This window comes from Candidatus Pelagibacter sp. Uisw_099_02 (assembly GCF_047727625.1).
Lineage (GTDB): Bacteria > Pseudomonadota > Alphaproteobacteria > Pelagibacterales > Pelagibacteraceae > Pelagibacter.
Window position 1 is genome coordinate 407,690 of the sequence record NZ_CP159822.1, and the last position, 19,459, is coordinate 427,148.

22 protein-coding genes are annotated in these 19,459 nt (G+C 30.9%); 15 read left to right on the top strand and 7 right to left on the bottom strand.

The features are described from left to right. Positions 1 to 18 precede the first annotated feature (18 nt). Positions 19 to 951 carry a glycosyltransferase family 9 protein gene (locus ABXT47_RS02155; RefSeq protein ID WP_415309109.1) on the top strand — a complete coding sequence of 311 codons (933 nt, stop codon included), beginning with the start codon at positions 19 to 21 and terminating at the stop codon, positions 949 to 951. Here ABXT47_RS02155 and ABXT47_RS02160 read toward each other — a convergent pair. Then, on the bottom strand, positions 943 to 2,019 hold the full coding sequence (locus ABXT47_RS02160; RefSeq protein WP_415309110.1) for an AbrB family transcriptional regulator: 1,077 nt from the start codon (positions 2,017 to 2,019) through the stop codon (positions 943 to 945). The two genes, ABXT47_RS02155 and ABXT47_RS02160, sit on opposite strands and share 9 nt — an antisense overlap. Positions 2,020 to 2,239: 220 nt before the next feature. Between ABXT47_RS02160 and ABXT47_RS02165 the strand changes: the two genes are divergently transcribed. The 3 genes from ABXT47_RS02165 to ABXT47_RS02175 are packed head-to-tail and all read left to right on the top strand — an operon-like array spanning position 2,240 to position 5,219. After that, positions 2,240 to 3,220 carry a tripartite tricarboxylate transporter substrate binding protein gene (locus ABXT47_RS02165; protein WP_415309111.1) on the top strand — a complete coding sequence of 327 codons (981 nt, stop codon included), beginning with the start codon at positions 2,240 to 2,242 and terminating at the stop codon, positions 3,218 to 3,220. Between the two features lie 29 nt (positions 3,221 to 3,249). Beyond that, entirely contained in the window at positions 3,250 to 3,720 is a 471-nt protein-coding gene (locus ABXT47_RS02170) for a tripartite tricarboxylate transporter TctB family protein (RefSeq protein ID WP_415289891.1), read from the top strand. Beyond that, on the top strand, positions 3,717 to 5,219 hold the full coding sequence (locus ABXT47_RS02175) for a tripartite tricarboxylate transporter permease (protein WP_415309112.1): 1,503 nt from the start codon (positions 3,717 to 3,719) through the stop codon (positions 5,217 to 5,219). Before ABXT47_RS02170 ends, ABXT47_RS02175 begins: the two co-directional genes overlap by 4 nt. On the opposite strand, the gene ABXT47_RS02180 is transcribed toward ABXT47_RS02175, so the two are convergent. Beyond that, on the bottom strand, positions 5,216 to 6,298 hold the full coding sequence (locus ABXT47_RS02180) for a glycosyltransferase family 4 protein (RefSeq protein ID WP_415309113.1): 1,083 nt from the start codon (positions 6,296 to 6,298) through the stop codon (positions 5,216 to 5,218). The two genes, ABXT47_RS02175 and ABXT47_RS02180, sit on opposite strands and share 4 nt — an antisense overlap. Then, positions 6,298 to 6,852 carry a thioredoxin family protein gene (locus ABXT47_RS02185; protein WP_415309114.1) on the bottom strand — a complete coding sequence of 185 codons (555 nt, stop codon included), beginning with the start codon at positions 6,850 to 6,852 and terminating at the stop codon, positions 6,298 to 6,300. Before ABXT47_RS02185 ends, ABXT47_RS02180 begins: the two co-directional genes overlap by 1 nt. A 20-nt stretch (positions 6,853 to 6,872) precedes the next feature. Here ABXT47_RS02185 and ABXT47_RS02190 point away from each other — a divergent pair, with 20 nt between their 5' ends. Next, positions 6,873 to 7,385 carry a gamma carbonic anhydrase family protein gene (locus ABXT47_RS02190; RefSeq protein WP_415309115.1) on the top strand — a complete coding sequence of 171 codons (513 nt, stop codon included), beginning with the start codon at positions 6,873 to 6,875 and terminating at the stop codon, positions 7,383 to 7,385. Positions 7,386 to 7,392: 7 nt separating this feature from the next. Further along, on the top strand, positions 7,393 to 8,175 hold the full coding sequence (locus ABXT47_RS02195) for a fumarylacetoacetate hydrolase family protein (RefSeq protein ID WP_415309116.1): 783 nt from the start codon (positions 7,393 to 7,395) through the stop codon (positions 8,173 to 8,175). On the opposite strand, the gene ABXT47_RS02200 is transcribed toward ABXT47_RS02195, so the two are convergent. Together ABXT47_RS02200 and ABXT47_RS02205 are read right to left on the bottom strand one after the other, a co-directional pair. Next, complete coding sequence (locus ABXT47_RS02200) at positions 8,172 to 8,771, bottom strand: pyridoxamine 5'-phosphate oxidase family protein (protein ID WP_415309117.1); 600 nt, start codon at positions 8,769 to 8,771, stop codon at positions 8,172 to 8,174. The genes ABXT47_RS02195 and ABXT47_RS02200 overlap by 4 nt on opposite strands. Positions 8,772 to 8,777: 6 nt before the next feature. Continuing rightward, on the bottom strand, positions 8,778 to 9,647 hold the full coding sequence (locus ABXT47_RS02205; RefSeq protein ID WP_415309118.1) for an NAD(P)-dependent oxidoreductase: 870 nt from the start codon (positions 9,645 to 9,647) through the stop codon (positions 8,778 to 8,780). Positions 9,648 to 9,661: 14 nt separating this feature from the next. Here ABXT47_RS02205 and ABXT47_RS02210 point away from each other — a divergent pair, with 14 nt between their 5' ends. Together ABXT47_RS02210 and rpoZ are read left to right on the top strand one after the other, a co-directional pair. After that, on the top strand, positions 9,662 to 10,870 hold the full coding sequence (locus ABXT47_RS02210; protein ID WP_415309119.1) for an MFS transporter: 1,209 nt from the start codon (positions 9,662 to 9,664) through the stop codon (positions 10,868 to 10,870). A 42-nt stretch (positions 10,871 to 10,912) separates the two neighbouring features. Next, positions 10,913 to 11,440 (top strand): DNA-directed RNA polymerase subunit omega, encoded by a 528-nt coding sequence (rpoZ, locus tag ABXT47_RS02215; protein WP_415309120.1) that lies wholly within the window; start codon positions 10,913 to 10,915, stop codon positions 11,438 to 11,440. On the opposite strand, the gene ABXT47_RS02220 is transcribed toward rpoZ, so the two are convergent. After that, the gene (locus ABXT47_RS02220; RefSeq protein WP_415309121.1) at positions 11,437 to 12,582 is read right to left on the bottom strand and encodes a CaiB/BaiF CoA transferase family protein; all 1,146 of its coding nucleotides are present in this window, start codon (positions 12,580 to 12,582) and stop codon (positions 11,437 to 11,439) included. The two genes, rpoZ and ABXT47_RS02220, sit on opposite strands and share 4 nt — an antisense overlap. 91 nt (positions 12,583 to 12,673) lie before the next feature. Between ABXT47_RS02220 and dctP the strand changes: the two genes are divergently transcribed. From dctP to ABXT47_RS02250, 6 genes are read left to right on the top strand one after another with little or no spacing between them, the layout of a single operon-like run. Then, positions 12,674 to 13,684 (top strand): TRAP transporter substrate-binding protein DctP, encoded by a 1,011-nt coding sequence (gene dctP, locus ABXT47_RS02225; RefSeq protein ID WP_415309122.1) that lies wholly within the window; start codon positions 12,674 to 12,676, stop codon positions 13,682 to 13,684. A 50-nt stretch (positions 13,685 to 13,734) separates the two neighbouring features. Beyond that, entirely contained in the window at positions 13,735 to 14,229 is a 495-nt protein-coding gene (locus ABXT47_RS02230) for a TRAP transporter small permease subunit (RefSeq protein WP_415309123.1), read from the top strand. Further along, positions 14,229 to 15,560: a TRAP transporter large permease gene (locus tag ABXT47_RS02235; protein WP_415309124.1), complete on the top strand. Its 1,332-nt coding sequence runs from the start codon at positions 14,229 to 14,231 to the stop codon at positions 15,558 to 15,560. Before ABXT47_RS02230 ends, ABXT47_RS02235 begins: the two co-directional genes overlap by 1 nt. After that, positions 15,550 to 16,554 (top strand): tRNA dihydrouridine(20/20a) synthase DusA, encoded by a 1,005-nt coding sequence (dusA, locus tag ABXT47_RS02240; RefSeq protein ID WP_415309125.1) that lies wholly within the window; start codon positions 15,550 to 15,552, stop codon positions 16,552 to 16,554. The genes ABXT47_RS02235 and dusA overlap by 11 nt, the downstream gene beginning before the upstream one ends. Next, positions 16,554 to 17,390: a sulfite exporter TauE/SafE family protein gene (locus ABXT47_RS02245; protein WP_415309126.1), complete on the top strand. Its 837-nt coding sequence runs from the start codon at positions 16,554 to 16,556 to the stop codon at positions 17,388 to 17,390. The genes dusA and ABXT47_RS02245 overlap by 1 nt, the downstream gene beginning before the upstream one ends. 6 nt (positions 17,391 to 17,396) lie before the next feature. Then, positions 17,397 to 18,701, top strand: coding sequence for a malonyl-CoA decarboxylase domain-containing protein (locus ABXT47_RS02250; protein WP_415309127.1), 1,305 nt, complete (start codon positions 17,397 to 17,399; stop codon positions 18,699 to 18,701). A 16-nt stretch (positions 18,702 to 18,717) separates the two neighbouring features. Here the strand turns inward: ABXT47_RS02250 and ABXT47_RS02255 are convergent, their stop codons facing one another. Beyond that, positions 18,718 to 18,918 (bottom strand): DUF2061 domain-containing protein, encoded by a 201-nt coding sequence (locus tag ABXT47_RS02255; RefSeq protein WP_415289854.1) that lies wholly within the window; start codon positions 18,916 to 18,918, stop codon positions 18,718 to 18,720. A 59-nt stretch (positions 18,919 to 18,977) separates the two neighbouring features. Between ABXT47_RS02255 and ABXT47_RS02260 the strand changes: the two genes are divergently transcribed. Beyond that, the gene (locus tag ABXT47_RS02260) at positions 18,978 to 19,382 is read left to right on the top strand and encodes an HIT domain-containing protein (protein WP_415309128.1); all 405 of its coding nucleotides are present in this window, start codon (positions 18,978 to 18,980) and stop codon (positions 19,380 to 19,382) included. Positions 19,383 to 19,459 lie beyond the last annotated feature (77 nt).

Sequence of the window (19,459 nt, forward strand, 5' to 3'; positions counted from 1 at the left end):
TGCTAACTTGTTAAAAATATGTCTAATATTTTAATTATTAAACACGGTTCACTTGGAGATATAGCTCAAGCAAGTGGTGCAATTCAAGATATTTATGAAAATCATAAAAAAGACCAGATACATTTATTAACTACAAAGCCATATTTTGAATTATTTAAAAAAAATCCATTTATACATAATGTCATATTAGATAAAAGGTTATCAAAGTTTAATCTTATTTACCTTTATCAATTAACTAGAATATTAAAAAATTTCAATTTTGAAAAAATATATGACCTTCAAAACTCATCTAGGACAACTTTTTATAAAAATATCTTATTCACAAAAGCGAAATCTGATAAATGGTCTAGTTCTGAAACAACTTTACCTATAGATATCCTAAAAATAGAATTTGATAGAAAACCTGTTTTAAATCGATTTGATCATCAACTTAAAACTTCTGGAACTAAAACTGAACACACTATGAAACCTAACTTTAATTGGGCTGTAACTAACATTAATAATATTAAACAAGAATTTAATTTAGATAAATATATTGTATTATTTCCTTTTTGCTCAGCTCATCTAACTCATAAAAAATGGCCCCATTACAATGAACTAATAGGGTTAATTAAAATTAAATATGGAGACCAAATTAAAGTGGTAGTTGCACCTGGACCATCTGAAATTGATGATGCGAAAAACATTAATGCTGTTTCAATTTTAGATAAAGGTAAAGCTTTAGATATCTCCCAACTTGCAAGTTTGATTAATGAAAGTTCATTTGTTATTGCAAATGATACAGGTCCAGCTCACATGACTGCTCATCTTGGAGTAAAAGGAATTGCTTTATTTGGTAAGCATACAACAGCCTTTAAAGTTAGTATTGAAAGAGAAAATTTTAAAGCAATACAAGTTGATGATTTAGAAAAACTAAGCGCAGGTAAAGTATTAGAAAAAATATTAATTTAATTTTTTACCAATAATTTTCAATATTATAGGAACAGTGAAGAGTATCATTAGCAATCTAATAATATGATGAAATGCCACAAAGTTAGGGTCTAAATCAAAAGCAATTGCAATAACTGCTACTTCATAGATTCCTCCAGGAGAAAAAGATAAAAGTAAAGTTAAGAAATTGGTATCAACAAAATATGTTGCAACAATTGCAGCGAACAATCCAAGTGTTACCAGTATTACAGTTGCAACCAAACTATGAAAAGAATTACCAGCAACTTCTTTTAATGATTTATCTGCAAAACGACAACCAACTGAGGCACCTAAAATAAGCAAACAAAAATTTATACTTTCATCTGGTAGTTTATAGGAAGCAACTTCAGATATTTGTAAAATTCCACTTGCAACTAATGTCCCAGATAATAATGCAGCAGGCACACCAATTTTATCAAATAAGAAAATCAATAATATCGAACCTATTAAGAGAATTAAAAGATGAAAATGGTTTTGATCAAGATAATTAAATTTTTCAATTGTTAGAGCTTCATTTGTTGAATAATTAACAACAAAAAAAGGAATGACAGTTATTATTATAATTAACCTAATTAAATGTGATGTAGCAACTTGTGATAAATCAGATTTTTCGTGTTCAGCCAATATCATTAAAGGTCCTAAAGCACCTGGTGCTGCTGAAAAAATAGAAGTTTTGACATTATAGTCTGAAAATTTTTGTAAATATTTAGATACAATTAAAATACTTATCAAAATATAGACAAACATTATTATTGAAGTCCACACCCATTCAGTCATTTGATTGATTAAATTTTGATCGATATAATTTCCAATATGAAGCCCAAGAACTATTAAAATTGAACTTAAAGCTAGTTTTGGCATTTTAGTTTTTATTCCACTTAATGCTGCAATTGAAATTACAAGCATAGGACCAAGCATCCATGCTAATGGGATATCAAAATAGTCAGCTACAATTGCACTTGGGATTGAAATTAAAATGACTAATAGAAATTTTTTAGAAAATAATTCTTTAATGTTAGAGGAATTAAATTGAATAGAAGAATTTTTCATTAACAAATATTCTTTTATCACTTACCTTAAAAAAGATAGTAGAAAATAAATTCTCCCAATAAGTGATATCTATTCTTTTTATTATAAAAACATTAAAGAGAATGCTCACCATTTAAGCAAGAAAAAAAATCAACGTCAAGTTGTACCAATACGATAACTTGCATTCATAATGATACTGTAATTAACTGCAAATATTAAAAACTAACAATAGAGGAATATAATGAAAAACATTAAAAAATTAGTTTCAGTATTATTCTCAGTAATTCTATTATTCTCTGCAACAGCAACAAATTCAATCGCAATGGATAAAATCCATTTCGTAATTGGTGGTGGTGCTGGTGGTGGATGGGATGGAACTGCTCGAGGTACTGGAGAAGCTTTAACAAAATCAGGAATGTTAAAAAGTGCATCATTTGAAAATATGTCAGGTGGTGGTGGTGGAAAAGCTTTAGCTTTCATGATTAACACTCAACCTAAAAATACAATTTTAGTACAATCTACACCTCTAGTTTTAAGATCTATTACTAGACACGAAGGTTATGTTACAGGATCTGGAGTTTTATCCTATAAAGATGTTACACCGATCGCTGGTGTAATTGGTGACTACGGTGCGATTGCAGTTGCAAAAAACTCACCTTATAAAAACTTTAAAGATGTAGTTGATGCATACAAAAAGAATCCAAGCTCTATCAAAATGGCTGGTGGATCAGTAAGAGGAAGTATGGACCATTTAATTGGTGCTTTAGCTTTCCAAGCTGCTGGTGCTAATCCAAATGATGTTGCTTACATTCCTTATGATGCTGGTGGAAAAGCGTTAGCTGGACTTTTATCTGGAGAAACTCAAATTATCTCTACAGGTTTAGGTGAACTTATGGGTGCAAGAGACCAAGTAAGAATTATTGGTATCACTGCTCCTTCAAGAGTAGCTGATGCACCGGATGCACCAACTCTAAAAGAACAAGGATATGATGTTCAGTTCGTAAACTGGAGAGGATTTTTTGGACCTCCAAATATGAGTAATAAAGATAAAAAAGCTCTATCTAAAATGCTAGGTAAAGTTATGAAAACTCCTGAATGGGAAGCTGTTAGAAAAAGAAATGCTTGGGTTAATATTTATAACTCAGATAAGGATTTTGTTAAATTCTTAGATGCACAAACTGTAGAAATGACAGCTCTTATGAAGAAATTAGGAGTTATATAATCCTTTAGGATTATTCAAAAATTAGAGCAGTGAATATAAATACTACTAAAATTATATCACTGCTCTTTTTTATTTTCTCAGCATTCTATTTATATATCGCGTATCAAATTCAAGTTTTTTCATTTGATGAAAATGCACCTTTTAATGCCAGAACGTTTCCAATTTACTTAGGTTATGCAGGTTTATTTTTTTCTGGTTTAAAAATTATTTTACCAGAGCGTAATACTATAAAAGTTGATCATAATAATTTAGAGTATAAAAAAACAGCTATACTTGTGATTATAGCCATTATTTATGGAGCAACCATATTAAAAGTAGGTTATTTTTTAACAACCTCTCTATTTTTAGCGTCTTCTTATTATGCGTTAGGTGAGAGAAGGTGGAAGTTAATATTTTTACTCTCTTTCCCTTTTGTTGGTGCTTTTATGTACCTTTTACATGGAGTACTTGAAATTTATTTAAGAGATCCATTTTTAAAACTAATTGGAGTTATGGGATGATTGAAGGAATTTTAATTGGTTTAAAAACAGCTCTCACATTTCAAAACATATTTATGGTTATGATTGGTTGTTTTTTTGGAACCATCATTGGGATGCTACCCGGTCTTGGACCAATGACGGCAATTGCATTAATGATACCTATCACTTATGGTTTTGACCCTGCTACTGGATTAATTTTAATGGCAGGTGTTTATTATGGTGCGGTATTTGGTGGATCAACTTCATCAATTTTATTAAATGCTCCAGGTGTTCCTGGAACTGTTGCAACTTCATTTGATGGTTACCCTATGGCTCAACAAGGTAAAGCTGGAAAAGCATTAGCGATCGCTGCTTGGAGTTCTTTTGCAGGTGGAACACTTGCCTCAATATATTTATTATTTCTTGCACCAAGCTTATCTAAAGTAAGTTTATCCTTTAGATCACCAGACTATTTTGCTTTAATGATTTTAGGTTTAACAGCAATTGCAGCTTTTTCATCAAAGGGGCAATTTTTAAAAGCAATGATGATGGTTGTTCTAGGTTTAATGTTGGCATCAGTTGGACAAGATTCTTTATCTGATATTACAAGATTTACTTTTAATAATATGAATTTATCTGATGGGATAAGTTTCGTTTTAGTTGTAATGGCAACTTTTGCTATGAGTGAAGCCTTAACAATTATTTTAAAACGAAATGATCCATCTGCTGTTGCAAAACAAGTTTCATTAACAGAACTAGGTTCAATTAAGATTAATAAAGAAGAGAGAGGTAAAATGTTAAAAGCTATTCCTCGAAACTCAGTTATTGGTTTTTTAATTGGAGTTTTACCAGGAGCTGGAGCAACTATTGCTTCATTTCTAGCTTATGGAATGGAAAGAAATTTTGTTAGTGATGAAGAAAAAGAAAAATTTGGCAAAGGTAGTGTTCATGGTTTAGCTGCACCAGAAACTGCAAATAATGCAGCATGTTCTGGAGCTTTTGTTCCACTACTAACTTTAGGAATACCTGGAAGTGGGACTACTGCTGTAATGCTTGGTGCTTTATTAGGATTTGGAATTCAACCAGGGCCCAGACTTTATATAACTAATCCTGAAATTTTTTGGTCAGTTATTATGTCCATGTACATTGGAATGGTAGTGTTGCTTATTCTAAACTTACCTTTGATACCTTACATAGCAAGAATACTCGCAGTACCTAAAAATTATTTAATTCCACTTATTCTATTTTTTTCAATTACAGGAATTTACGTAATGTCATTTAATAATTTTGATATTTATTTAATGATTGGAATAGCTGTTGTTGCAACTTTTATGCGCTTATATGATTTTCCTATGCCACCACTCATATTAGCCTTTGTCCTTGGTGGATTAATGGAAGAAAACTTAAGAAGATCTTTATTAATAAGTGATGGATCTTGGACTTTTTTATGGGACAGACCTCTTACCGCTATAATAATAGGAATTACAATTCTAATTGTTGGATGGCAAATTTATAAAACAATTAAGAATAAAAAGATTTAGTTTAGAATTTTTTTATATTCTTCAATAATCGTACTCCACTTAAATTTAGCAGAATTTTCTTTGGCAGCTTTTCCATACTCATGGAGTTTATTATTTTCTAACATTAAATTAATTGATGAGTAAACTTCATCTAATTCATTACCATCACATATTAAACCTGTTTTTTCATGCTCGATTGCATCTGCTGCACCTCCATCTTTTCCTCCAAGAGAAGGCAATCCATATTGAGCCGCTTCAACATAAGCTATCCCAAACCCTTCAACAGATTTTTTATTAACAACTGAAGGCATGACAAAAATATCTGATTTAGCAACTAGTGCATTTTTTAATTCATTAGAGATATCTTTAAAGAACATCACTTGAGGTTGAAGACCTAGTTCTGCTACTAATTTTTTAATATTTTCCTCTTCATCTCCATTACCCACACAAATGTAGATAATACTAGGATAAATCTGTTTTAAATTTCGAAGCGCCATGATTACTTTTTCATGGTTTTTTCTTTTATCAAATCTAGAAACGGTAATAAGTCTTGGAAATTTATGTTTTAATAAGCTTTCTACTTTATCTAAAGTTTTTTTATCCAATTCTTCAACAGGGTCAACACCGGGATTAATAACTATAATTTTATCTTGCTGAACACCCAATGAAATAGCTAAATTTTTAGTATATTCAGAATTAGCAACGATAGTTTCAACATTACCTAAAACCTCTAATACTCTTTTGTTAAGAGAGGTACCTTTCTCATGATTAATTTCTTTACCATGGATTAAACATATCTTTTTTTTATTAGTTTTAAGATGTTCTAAACTTTTCCAATGATCAGCAATAATACCATCAATTTTATTTTCTTTAATAAATTCATTAATTAATTGAGCTTTTCTGTATTTTCTAAGAAGTTTTATTCCTCCAACGCGCTCTATAGAAAAAGAAACTTGCTCATCAAATAATTTATGATTTTCATGATAATCTGCAAATAATTTTATCATGTAATGTTTTGAAAGTTCGTTAGCCAACCCCCACATTAAATTCTGCATACCCCCAACTTCTGGAGGAAATGTTTTTGTAACTATTAAGTACATTAATTATCTAACCATTTAATACCACAGCCAACACTTGGAATTTGCGTTTCAGGACCTTTGGTCGTTTCAGCTATATGTTTCATTGCTGTAAATAAATCACTATCACCAGCTCTTACTGGTTTTAAATTGTCTAATTCTCTTATTCGACCTCTGTATTGTAATTCTAAATTATTATTGTATCCAAAAAAATCAGGAGTGCATACTGCATCATAACTTTTTGCAACATTTTGAGTTTCATCAAATAGATAAGGGAAACTAAACTGATGCTTTTTTGCAAGCTCAATCATATTTTCAAAACTATCTTCAGGATAATTTACTGGATCATTTGCTGAAATAGCCACAGCTTTTACTCCAATTTTTTCTAAATTTTTACAATCTTCAACAATGTCTTTAATGACTGCTTTTACATAAGGACAGTGGTTACAAATAAACATAACCAAAGTTCCATTTGTCCCTTTAACGTCATTTAATTTAATAATTTCGTTATTAGTGGACTTTAATTCAAAGCTTTTAGCAGCTTGTCCGAAATCACATATTGGAGTTTTTAACGGCATGTTATATTAATATATAAGTTATGTTTTATGATTTGGAAGATAAAAAAGTTAAAAATTTAGGTGATAATTGGTCTGCATCTAACGCATCTATCATTGGTGATGTTACTTTAGAAAAAAATACCAGCATTTGGTTTAATGTTACCTTAAGAGGTGATGTTGAAAATATTCATGTAGGCGAAGGCTCAAATGTTCAAGATGGGAGTGTATTGCACACTGATCCAGGCTACCCATTAAAAATTGGTAAAAATGTAACTATTGGTCATTTAGTTATGCTTCATGGCTGCACAATTGATGACAATTCTTTAATTGGAATTGGTGCTGTAATTTTAAATGGAGCAAAGATTGGGAAAAATTGTATCATAGGGGCTAAAGCACTGATCACTGAAAATAAAATCATCCCTGATAATTCTCTAGTTGTTGGATCTCCTGGTAAAATTGTAAGACAAGTCTCAGGTGAAGAAGCAAAATCAATCACTGAAAATGCTATTCACTACCAGGATAACTGGAAAAAATATTCTAAATCAGTATTTTAAAACTGTAATGAGTAACTTTTCTAAAAAAGATTTAGATATATTTACAAATAAAATTTTAGAGGATTATGATAATAAAAATCCTAGTTCAATTTTTAAAGATAAAATCAAAATAACTAATGAAGATGCTCTAATTATTCAGTCAAACGTTGCGAGACTGAGAGTGAAGAGAGGAGATCAAATTATTGGTTATAAGATAGGCTGTGTTTCAAAAGATACTCAAAAAAAAATGGGGTTTACTCAACCAGCATATGGCTACCTTTGGAAAAGTGAATTATATGCTAGTGGCGTAAGATTAGTCAAAAAAGATTACACAAATCCTGCAATGGAAGCTGAATTTGGCATTATATTAAATCGTGATATCAAACTTGAGTTAGCATCTTTTGATTATATAATTCAGTCAATTGAAGGAATTTATCCCTTAATAGAAATTCACAACTTAGTCTTTCATGGAAACGAGCCATACGGTGCAGAACTACTTGCAAATAATGCGATACATGCCGGGGTGGTCATAGGACCAGAAACAAAACTATCAATAGAAAAAATTGAAACTGATCTTAAGCTTATTTATGATAATGAAATTATTGATACTTGGAATAACAAAGTATGGCCAGTTGATATGTTATCTGAATTAAATTGGTTAGTTAATGAGCAAGCTAAAAATAATAATTATCTAAAAAAAGGTGATTTAATTTTAACAGGTGCTTATGGTTTTCCTGTTCCAATAAATGATAAAAAATTAATTGAAGTTACATCATCTGCATTTGGAGATGTAAAAGCTAGTTTTTATTAAGGAATTAACCAAGTATCTTTGTTATTCTCTAAATCAAATCTAGCTCTACGGTGACCCTTAGCTGCTAAATAAAGCCACTCAATACTTTTAATTTTACATTGAATAACAGTAAAGTTTTTATATCCCACCTCACTTTGCTCCATTGTAAATTCAAAATTATCTAACTCAGGTTTTAACCCTGAAGTAGGGGTTTCAGATAATGTTCCTGGTCCGTTGTCTACTAAATAACACTTTCTACTCATATGACCTGTTTTTAACCAAGATTGTTTTGTAATATCATTTTCATGATTAACGGTGCATTCAACTTTAAGCCTAACTTGAATCTTTTCATCCTTGTCATAAAATAATATTGCCGCATTTTTATTTGCTTTTAATTTAGCAATTTTATCTGATCTGATATCACTATGATATTGTATTAAGCTACTTTCTCGATCTGATTTTCTAAGGACTACAATTCTTCCATCAAAGTCATCTTGGCCACCACAAATAAATACTGGAATTCTAAATTGAGAACCTCTATCTTTGATAGCATTATCTAGCATTGACCAGATCTTATTTTTGATCTCTTCAAAATCTTCGTAGTATGTTGGTTGCATTATAGATTATTTACTAAGTCTTCTAATCAAACTAGAAGTGTCCCAACGGTTTCCACCCATCTCTTGAACTTCGCCGTAATACTTATCAACAACCTCAGTTACAGGTAAGAGAGAGCCATTATTTTTAGCTTCATCCATTGCAATTTTTAGATCTTTTCTCATCCAATCAACTGCAAAACCAAATTCAAATTGATCATCAATCATCGTTTTGTACCTGTTTTCCATTTGCCAAGATTGAGCAGCACCTTTAGATATAACTTCAATTACATCTTGCATATTTAAACCAGCTTTTTTTCCAAAGTTAATCGCTTCTGATAAACCTTGAACTAGACCAGCGATACAAATTTGATTAACCATTTTTGCTAGTTGACCATTTCCTGCACCACCTAATAATTTCATCTTTTTGCTATAGCAATCAATTTTATCTTTAGCTTTATCAAAATCAGCTTGATCACCACCAATCATAACAGTTAGTGCACCATTTTCTGCACCAGCTTGACCACCTGATACTGGTGCATCTAATGATCCGAATCCATTTTTTTTTGCAAATTCATAAATCTCCCTTGCGATTGTTGCAGAAGCTGTAGTGTTATCAATATAGATAGCACCTTTTTTAATTGTTTTAAAAATACCATTATCACCAAAAGTTACTTCACGAAGATCGTTATCATTTCCAACGCATGTGAATATATACTCTGCACCTTCTGCTGCTTCTGCAGGAGTATTGGCTTTTGATCCTTTAAATTCTGCGACCCATTTATCTGCTTTTGAAGAAGTTCTATTATAAACAGTTACATTGTGACCAGCTTTTGATATATAACCAGCCATTGGATAACCCATGACACCAAGACCAATGAAAGCAACATTACAAGACATAAATTTTATTTCCTATGTTTAAAAGTTTGAATTTTAAAGTAATTTTATTTGGATTTATATTTACATTTTTTTCAAGTTTTGGACAGAGTTTTTTTCTTGGTTTATTCAATTCAAGCATAAGAGACGCACTTTATATCACGCACGGTCAATTTGGATCAATATATGCGTCTGCAACTTTATTAAGTAGTTTTATACTTGTTTGGATTGGAAAAAAAATTGATGACTTTAATATCTTAAAATTTGCATCTTATGTTATTGCTTTACTAGCCATTTCTTGTTTCTTATTTTCTAAAATTTCATCAGTCGTTTTCTTGTTTCTATCAATTTTCTTAATGAGATTATCAGGACAAGGACTAATGTCTCACACCGCAACTACAACAATATCAAGATTTTTTGAAAAAACTAGAGGACGAGCACTAAGTATAACTTGGCTTGGTTTATCTTTAGCCGAATTTATTCTACCATTATTGATTATCTTTCTATTAACTTTTGTTGATTGGAGAAATATTTGGATAGTTATTTCAATTTTTGTCATTGTAGTGTTGCCAATTATTACTTTTTCATTAGTAAAAAATATCAAGTTAGATTCAAGAGAAACTGTAAGTCTTAATGAGGTTAAGACAAAAGAAATTAAACAATGGAAAAGAAGTGAGGTATTAAAAGATTATAGATTTTATATTATTTGCATAACCATGTTAGCGATGCCTTCAATTGCAACAGGTACATTTGTTTATCAATCATTTATAGTGTCATCTAAAGGATGGGGACCCTATGTAATAGCTCAATCCTTTATGGTGTACTCTATTTTATCAGTGATCACTTTATTTTTGTCTGGGTTCTTGATTGATAAATTTACAAGTAGGAAGTTATTAATCTACATGAACATTCCATTATTATTTGCTACATTTGTACTTTATTATTTTAATTCACCATTTTCATCTTATGTCTTCCTAGGTTTAATCGGTATATCAAATGGCTTGGCTAACGTTTTGGGTTCTGCTACCTGGGCTGAAATTTATGGAGTTAAATATATCGGTTCTATTAAAGCACTAACAACAGCTTTCATGGTATTTTCAACGGCATTTGGAACAGCTCTATTTGGAATATTGATCGATAATAGTTTTTCGATTGAACAAATTGCCTTAGCTTCAGGCTCATACACATTAATTGCAATATTCCTTCTATTCTTAATAAAAAATAAGTTAAATCCACAATATTTGTAAAATTAACCTTGATTTTTTTTAACCACCGTATAGATACTGCGCATGGCTAGAGTTACGGTAGAAGATTGCATAGATAAAGTAGATAGTCCTTACGAATTAGTATTGGTTGCTAAAGAAAGAGCAGTTCAATTAAATTCAGGTCTAGAACCTACCCTTGATAGAGATAATGACAAAAATACGGTTATATCTTTAAGAGAAATTGCAGCAGACACTATTAAAGTTTCAGACTTAACAGACAGTGCTATTCATAAACTTAGAAAACACGTTGAACAAGTTGACGATGGTACTGAGGATGATGAAGTTGTAGGTGATGATTTTGAAAGCATGTATAAAGGTGAAATTTCTAAAAGTGGAACACCTATTTTACCATCTAAAAGAGCTAGAAAAATTCCAGAAAAAATTCAAGTTGCACCAGAAGATTTAGAAGAATTGACTGCAAAAGCAGAACCAGAAGTAGACGTTGATTCTGAGTTAGAAGTTACTAGTGAAGAAACTGAAGTTTCTTTAGATCAAATAGCTGAGACAGAAACTGCTGAGGATAGTTCGGAAGAAACTGAACCAAACAGTTAATTATTAAATTCCTTTAAGATTTTTTCCCTGTGTTCATCTAAGTCTGGAATATCACCACGCGTTGTTTCATCCTTATAATTAGACATTTTAATTGGATTGCCTGCTAATTTGAAATCTCCAATTACTTTGTGATGTGCTTTAACAATCATGTTTCTTGCTTGAACCTGAGGGTTTTCAACAGCTTCTTTTATATTAAATATTGGACCACATGGAATTTTTTCTTTTTCCATTTCACTTACCCACTCATCAGTATTCTTAACAATAAGCTTATCTTCAAGTATTCTTTTAAGATCATTCATATTTTCCGATCGTAATGAATTTGTATCAAATTTTGGGTCTTTAGAAATTTCAGGAATATTTAAAACATTACAAAGTTTTTCAAATAGTTTTTCATTACCAGCTGCTATAATGATGTGACTATCTTTTGTTTTAAAAGCTTCAAATGGAGCAATAGATGGGTGACGAGATCCCATTGGTTTTGGTATTTCATTTTTAGCGAGGTACCTTGCAATAGCATTTTCTAAAATGGCAATCTGGCAGTCAAGCATTGAAACATCAATAAAAGTTCCTTTGCCAGTTTTTTCTCTATCATAAAGTGCTGCATTAATTCCAACGGTAGTAAATAATCCTGCAGTAATATCTCCAATAGATGTACCGACTCTTGTTGGTTCAGAATTTGGCTGACCAGTAACACTCATTAAACCACCCATACCTTGAACGACCATATCATAAGCAGGTAATTCTTTTAATGGACCAGTTTGTCCAAAGCCTGATGCTGATGCATAAATTAATCTAGGATATTTTTTACAAACGTCTTTCCAGCCATAACCCCACTTCTCCAATGTGCCTGGTTTAAAATTCTCAACTAAGATATCTGCTTTAGCTAGAATTTTATCGAATATTTTTTGGTCATCAATATTTTTTAAATTTAGAGCAATGCTTTCTTTACCTCTATTTAGTGACATGAAATAAGCAGAATAATCTTTAATAAAAGGTCCAAATTTTCTAAAGTCGTCTCCAACTTCTGGTGCTTCCACCTTTATCACGCGTGCTCCTAGATCAGAGAGCATCATGGTGCAATAAGGACCAACTAATACTCTAGTTAGATCAAGAACTAATAGATTTTTTAAAGGACCATCCATATATTGTATAGTTAGGTATTTGTGTAGTATTGACTCTTATCAAGAACTTTAATTATATGCATCATTAAAATAACTAATGAGAGGAATAATAATGTTTAAAAAAATATCTTTATATTTTACAGTATTAGTTTTAGTTTTATCAACAGTTGGTTCTGCTTATGCGGTAACGTTAAAAGCAAGTCACCAATGGCCTGGTACACCTAGAGCTGATGGATCTTTTGACCCACGTCATGAAATGGTACAAATTATTGCTGACGAAGTAAAAAAAGCTAATGTTGACATCGATATTAGAATTTACCCAGCAAAATCTTTATACAAACCTAAAGAACAATGGAAACCAATGACTACTGGTCAATTAGATATATCTGCTTTTCCTTTGGGTTACGCATCAAAGTTTCACCCAGAGTTTAGTGCAACTTTAATGCCAGGAACAGTTAAAAACCATGATCACGCTTTAAGATTTAATAAATCTCCAATGATGACAGAGATTAAAAAAATTATTAATGATGCAGGTGTAGTTGTTTTATCTGATGCTTGGTTAGGTGGTGGTTTTGTTTCAAAAACAAAATGTATTAGAAAACCTAGTGATGCAAAAGGTCAAGTAATGAGAGCAGCTGGAAAAGCATTTAACCAAATGCTTGAAGGTGCAGGAGCTGGTATTCAAAGTATGCCATCTTCAGAAATTTATACTGGTCTACAAACAGGTGTATTAACTGGTGCAAATACTAGTTCAGGAAGTTTTGTAAGTTACAAAATTTATGAACAAGTAAAATGTGCAACACCTCCAGGAAAATTTGGTCTATGGTTTATGTATGAGCCGATCCTAATGTCTAAGAAATCTTTTGATGCTTTAAGTTCTAAGCAACAAAAAGCTCTTATGAAAGCTGGAAAAGTAGCTGAAAAATATATGACAGCACAAGTAGCTAATCTTGATAAGACATTTGAGGATGCTTATAGAGATGCTGGTGTTGAGCTAGTATATATGACAGCTGCAGATCACGCTGAATGGATCGAGATTGCAAAAAAAACTGCTCACAAAGCATTTGCAGAGCAAGTACCAGGTGGTGCTAAGCTTATGGAAATGGCTTTAGCAGTTAAATAAAATAATATATAAGAAACCCCTATTTGTGAAAATGAATAGGGGTTTTTTTTATGAAAAAAAAATATTTAAAATTTTGTAATTATACCTCCCAAGCTTGTGGAGCTTTTGCTGTAGGGGCTTTGATTTTATCAATTTTAGTAATTGTTGAGCTTGTTTTTGAAAGATATTTTTTTCAACGGGCTATTACATGGCAAACTGAATTAGTGACTATACTGCTTGTTGCATCTACTTTTATTGGTAGTGCTTATGTTTTAAGTGAAAAAGCCCATGTAAGCATGGAATGGATATATGATTTTATGTCTAAAAAAAATATTATTAAGCTTAAAATTTTTACTTCATTATTAAGCTTATGTTTTTTCTTAATTCTATTTTATTTTGGTTTTTTGATGGTTGAAGAAGCATTTACCAAGAATTATACAACAGGAACTATTTGGGACCCACCATTATGGGTACCATATTCTTCTATGCTAATTGGTTCTATTTTAATGATACTTCAGTATATTGCTGAAATAATTAAACTTTATGATGAGGGGGATTTTAAATAATGGACCCACTTACAATTGCTATAATAGTTGCAGTTTTTACTTTAATAGTTTTATTTTCAGGTATTCCAATAGCCTTTGGTTTAAGTTTTGTCTCGATAACATTATTAGTGACTTTTGAGGGACTGCAAATGTTAGATGTCTTTGCGGAAACATTTTATGCAGGCTTAAATTCTTTTGTACTATTATCAATTCCAATGTTCATACTTATGGGTATGGCAGTTGCTCATTCACCTGCAGGAAAAGATTTATACACTGGCCTTGATAGATGGCTTTGGAGAGTACCGGGTGGTTTAGTTATTTCTAATATTGGCGCATGTTCAATATTTGCTGCTTTAAGTGGGTCAAGTCCAGCAACATGTGCTGCAATTGGTACTATGGGAATTCCTGAAATGAGAAAAAGAGGTTACTCTGATCAAATTGCTACAGGAACAATTGCTGCTGGAGGAACTTTAGGAGTTTTAATTCCACCAAGTATAGTTTTAATCGTATATGGAATGGCAACAGGAACTTCTATTGGAAGATTATTTCTTTCCGGAGTTGTTCCAGGTTTTATGTTAGCAAGTCTTTTTGCAATTTGGGCATTAATACACAGTTATTTTATTGATAAAAATGCAGCTAAATTATTAAGAAATAGAAAACCACCAACACTAAAAGAAAAACTAGAAGTTCTTCCTAGAATTTTTCCGTTTTTGGCAATCATACTCGGCGTTTTGTATGTCTTGTATGGAGGAGTTGCGACACCATCAGAAGCCTCAGGTGTTGGAGCATTTTTAGTTTTTATAATGATAGCTGTTGTTTATAAAATTTATCAGCCTAAGAAAATTTGGAATATCGTTAAAATTTCGATGAAAGAAAGTGTAATGATAATGTTTATTATTGCAGCATCCTACCTTTTTGCATTCACCTTATCTCAATTATACGTAACCCAGTCACTTGCTCAAAGCATGATTGAACTAAGTAGCAATAAATGGATAATTTTTTTATTAGTAAATATTTTTCTTTTAGTTGCTGGCTTCTTTTTACCACCAGTAGCTGTTATTGTAATGACTTCAGCTATATTGTTACCTGTTATAACTACGTTAGGTTTTGATCCATATTGGTTTGCGATTGTATTTACAATAAATATGGAAATAGGCTTAATCACACCACCAGTTGGATTAAATCTTTACATAATTAAAGGCATAACACCAGACGTAAGCTTATCCACAATCTTAAGAGGATCTTTTCCATTTATGATGATGATGGTTTTATCCATACTTATATTATGTATCTTTCCTGAGATAGTATCTTGGTTACCTGATAAACTAATGGGCAAACCCCTTGGATATTAAAAAAGAAATAAATAGAAAAATTTCAGTAGCACCCATGATGGATTGTACTGATCGTCATGATCGTTACTTTCTTAGGTTGATGAGTAAGAACGTTATGCTGTACTCAGAAATGGTTGCAACAAAATCTGCAATTCATGGAGATCAAAAAAAAATTCTATCTTATAGTCCAGAAGAAAAACCTCTAGCATTACAAGTTGGTGGATCTGATAAAAAAGAGTTAGCAGAAGTTGCAAAGATTGCAGAGGACATGGGCTATGATGAAATTAATATAAATCTAGGTTGCCCCAGCAAAAAAGTTCAAAAGAATATGTTTGGTGCTTGCTTGATGAGAGAACCTGATCTTGTTGCAGAATGTATCGATTCAATGGTTAATGCTTGTAAAATTCCAGTTACTGCAAAAACTAGAATTGGATTTGATGATACTGAAGAATTTGATTATTTAAATAATTTTATACTAAAGATGAAAGGTGTTGGTTGTGGTACTTTTATATTACATGCCAGAAAGGCTATTTTAACTGGAATGTCACCTAAGCAAAATTTAAATATTCCAAAACTGAACTATGGAATGGTCTATAAAGTTAAAGAAGAAAATCCAGATTTAGAAATTATTATTAATGGAGGTATTTCAAAAATTGATGAAATTAAAAACCATTTAACTTTATGTGATGGAGTTATGATTGGTAGATCCATATATCAAAATCCTTATTCGTTAGTTGAAATTGAAAATGAAATTTTTGGAACAAAAGAAAGACCTACAAGAGAAGAAATTGCTGAGAAACTACTAGAGTACCTTGAGAAAGAAGTTAAGCTTGGCACAAAAGTAAATCATATTATGAGACACACAGTTGGATTATATCATGGTCAAATTGGTTCAAAAGATTGGAAAAGATATTTAAGTGATAATATGATGGCAAGAGATTCAGATTTTCAAAAATCAAAACATATAATGACAATTGTACAAAATAATGAGAAAGCTAATCAAGTTAGCTCATAATGGAAAACTTGAACTACGGTGAAATAATTAACCTGCTAGCGGTCCTTGCAATATCTGCTGCTGTAGCAGGTTTCATGGCTGGATTACTTGGTGTTGGAGGTGGAATTATAATGGTTCCAGCTTTATATTATGCTTTTACGGTATTAGATTTTGAATTAGCAACTAGAATGCATTTATCAGTAGGAACTTCTTTAGCAATTATTATCCCAACTTCAATAATTTCGACCAAGACTCATATGGAATATGATGCGGTGGATTTCAAAATGGTAAAATCCTTTGGTATATTTATCTTATTGGGAGTTATAGTGGGGACTTTTTTAGCAGTAAATCTAAAGACACCAACTCTAGTATTATTCTTTTCAATATTTGCTTTTATGGTAGGTTTATTTTTTATTTTCCTTAGAGAAAAACTTGTGGAAAATCCTAAAACAATTTCTAACATTGTTAAAAACATTTCAGGTATTGTGATTGGTTTTATTTCAGTGCCTCTAGGTATTGGTGGTGGATCTTTAATGGTACCATTTATGAGAACTTTTGGTTATGACATAAGAAAATCGATTGGCACAGCTGCAGCAGTTGGTTTTTTGATTTCACTTAGTGGAACGATCACAATGATTATGGGTGGAAAGATAATTGATAATATCAATACTCCTTTTAGTGTGGGTTATATAAATCTATTAGGGTTTGCAGTATTTGTTCCAGTTACAATGATTATGGCCAGGTTGGGAGCAAAAGCTGTTTATAAAATAGATAAAAAACTATTAAGTAAAATATTTGGCACTTTTTTACTCATAGTATCCATAAGATCTTTCGTTGAATATTTAAATATTATATAATTAATTATGTTTAATTTTAAAGAGATAATTTCATCCATTGCTGACGCAGGTCAAAAACTTTTTAGTAAAAAAAATATTAAAAAAAATGACTTAGAATCTATTATATCATTATGTGATGATTTAATTTCACATAAAGGGGCAGCATTCGGTATTACTGTAGCTAGAGATATTACTGAATTATATCAATCTTTATCTCCAGAAAATAAATTATTATTTTTTAAAAAAATTAATGATAAATATAAGCCCAGCTTTACAAAAGTTAACGAAGCAATTGAAAATTATACGAAATCTCAAAATGAAAAAACTTTGTCTGATTTATTTAAAATTTCTGAAGGTAAGAGAAGAGAACTTTTTAGAAGAATGAATATGGCACCAAATGGAACTGCGAGTATAGTTGCGTTAAGAGAAGATTTAATAAGAGTATTAAAAGACAATAAAGAACTTTCAAGATTAGATAATGATCTTAGACATTTATTTAGAGCTTGGTTTAATCCAGGATTTCTTAAACTTGTTAAAATCACATGGGATACAAAAGCTGCAGTTTTAGAAAAAATAATTAAATACGAAAGAGTTCATCAAATAAAAGATATGAACGAACTTAAAAGAAGGTTAGGTAAAGATAGAAGGTTTTTCTCTTACTTTCATCCAGCCCTTGAAGATGAGCCTATTATTTTTGTTCAAGTAGCCCTTACAAAAGGTCTCGGTAAATCTATTCAAGAATTAATGAAGCCGACAAATAATGAAGAAAAATTTTATGATACAGCTACTTTTTATTCAATTAGTAACTGTCAAGAAGGTTTATCAAGAGTAACCTTGGGTAATTTTTTAATAAAGAGAGTGGTTTATGAAATACAAGAAGAACTACCTCATATTAAAAACTTTGGTACCTTATCACCTATACCAGGGTTTGCTGATTGGTTTACTTATTTAGAGGAAAGTAAGATTAAAAATATTTTAGGTGATCTAAAAGATCAAGATGCTATCTTTTTAAAATCTCAAGACTTAAAATTAGGTGACAGTAGAATTGTAAGAAATAAAGAAGCTATAATAAAATTAGTAGCTCATTATATTGTTAATGAAAAAAATGAAAAAGGATTACCAGTGAATGATGTTAGTAGATTTCATTTAGGCAATGGAGCAATTGTTGATGATATAGTTGTTAATGCAAATATTTCAGAAACTGGCTTTAAGAGATCTTACGGTGTGATGGTTAACTATCTTTATGAACTTAAAAATATAGAAAAAAATCATGAAGAATACATGAACAATAACAAAGTAATCGTCTCTGATAAAATAAAGAAATATTTATAAATATATTCTTTCTAATTTAATTAAGACCCCACTTAACTTTATTCCAGATCCTTTCATGAAAATAATAAAAAAAGAGAGGAATTATAGAGCCTAACCCTAATATTCCAGCACCCTTAAAGCTACCAGTAAAAATATACCCAAATATTACCCAGTAGATAAAAATAAAAAGTCTCCATGAAAATGTTTTAGCAACGGAACGTATTTGTTTATCTGCCATAATGGAATTAGCCTATAATAATTTTTGCTTATAGAACATATTTATATTAATATTTAACTATGACTAATAAAGTAAGTAAAGATTTTCTAAAAGATTCTCACTTAATAACTGATTTAAAAATGTGTAGTATTCGTTTAATTGATAATGCTAAATTTCCTTGGATCATTTTAATTCCTAAGAGAAAAAATATAGCCGATATCTCAGAACTCAACTCCAAAGATCAAATGTTACTTATGAAAGAAATTGTTCATTGTAGTAAGTTAATGAAGAAAATATTTAAAACAAAAAAACTTAATGTTGAAAAAATTGGAAATATTGTTCCTCAATTACACATTCACATAATAGCACGTTATAAAAAAGATATTACGTGGCCACTATCTGTTTGGGTTACTAAAGGGAAACCTTATTCAAAAGAATCTTTAAAAAAAAATGTTGATGTGTTAAAAAAATTTTTTAAAATTTAGGGTCGGGGTGGTTTCAGTCTCCCTACGCCACCCTTGTATTACTTGTATGTGATTCTCTTTGAATAGTTGTACACTTA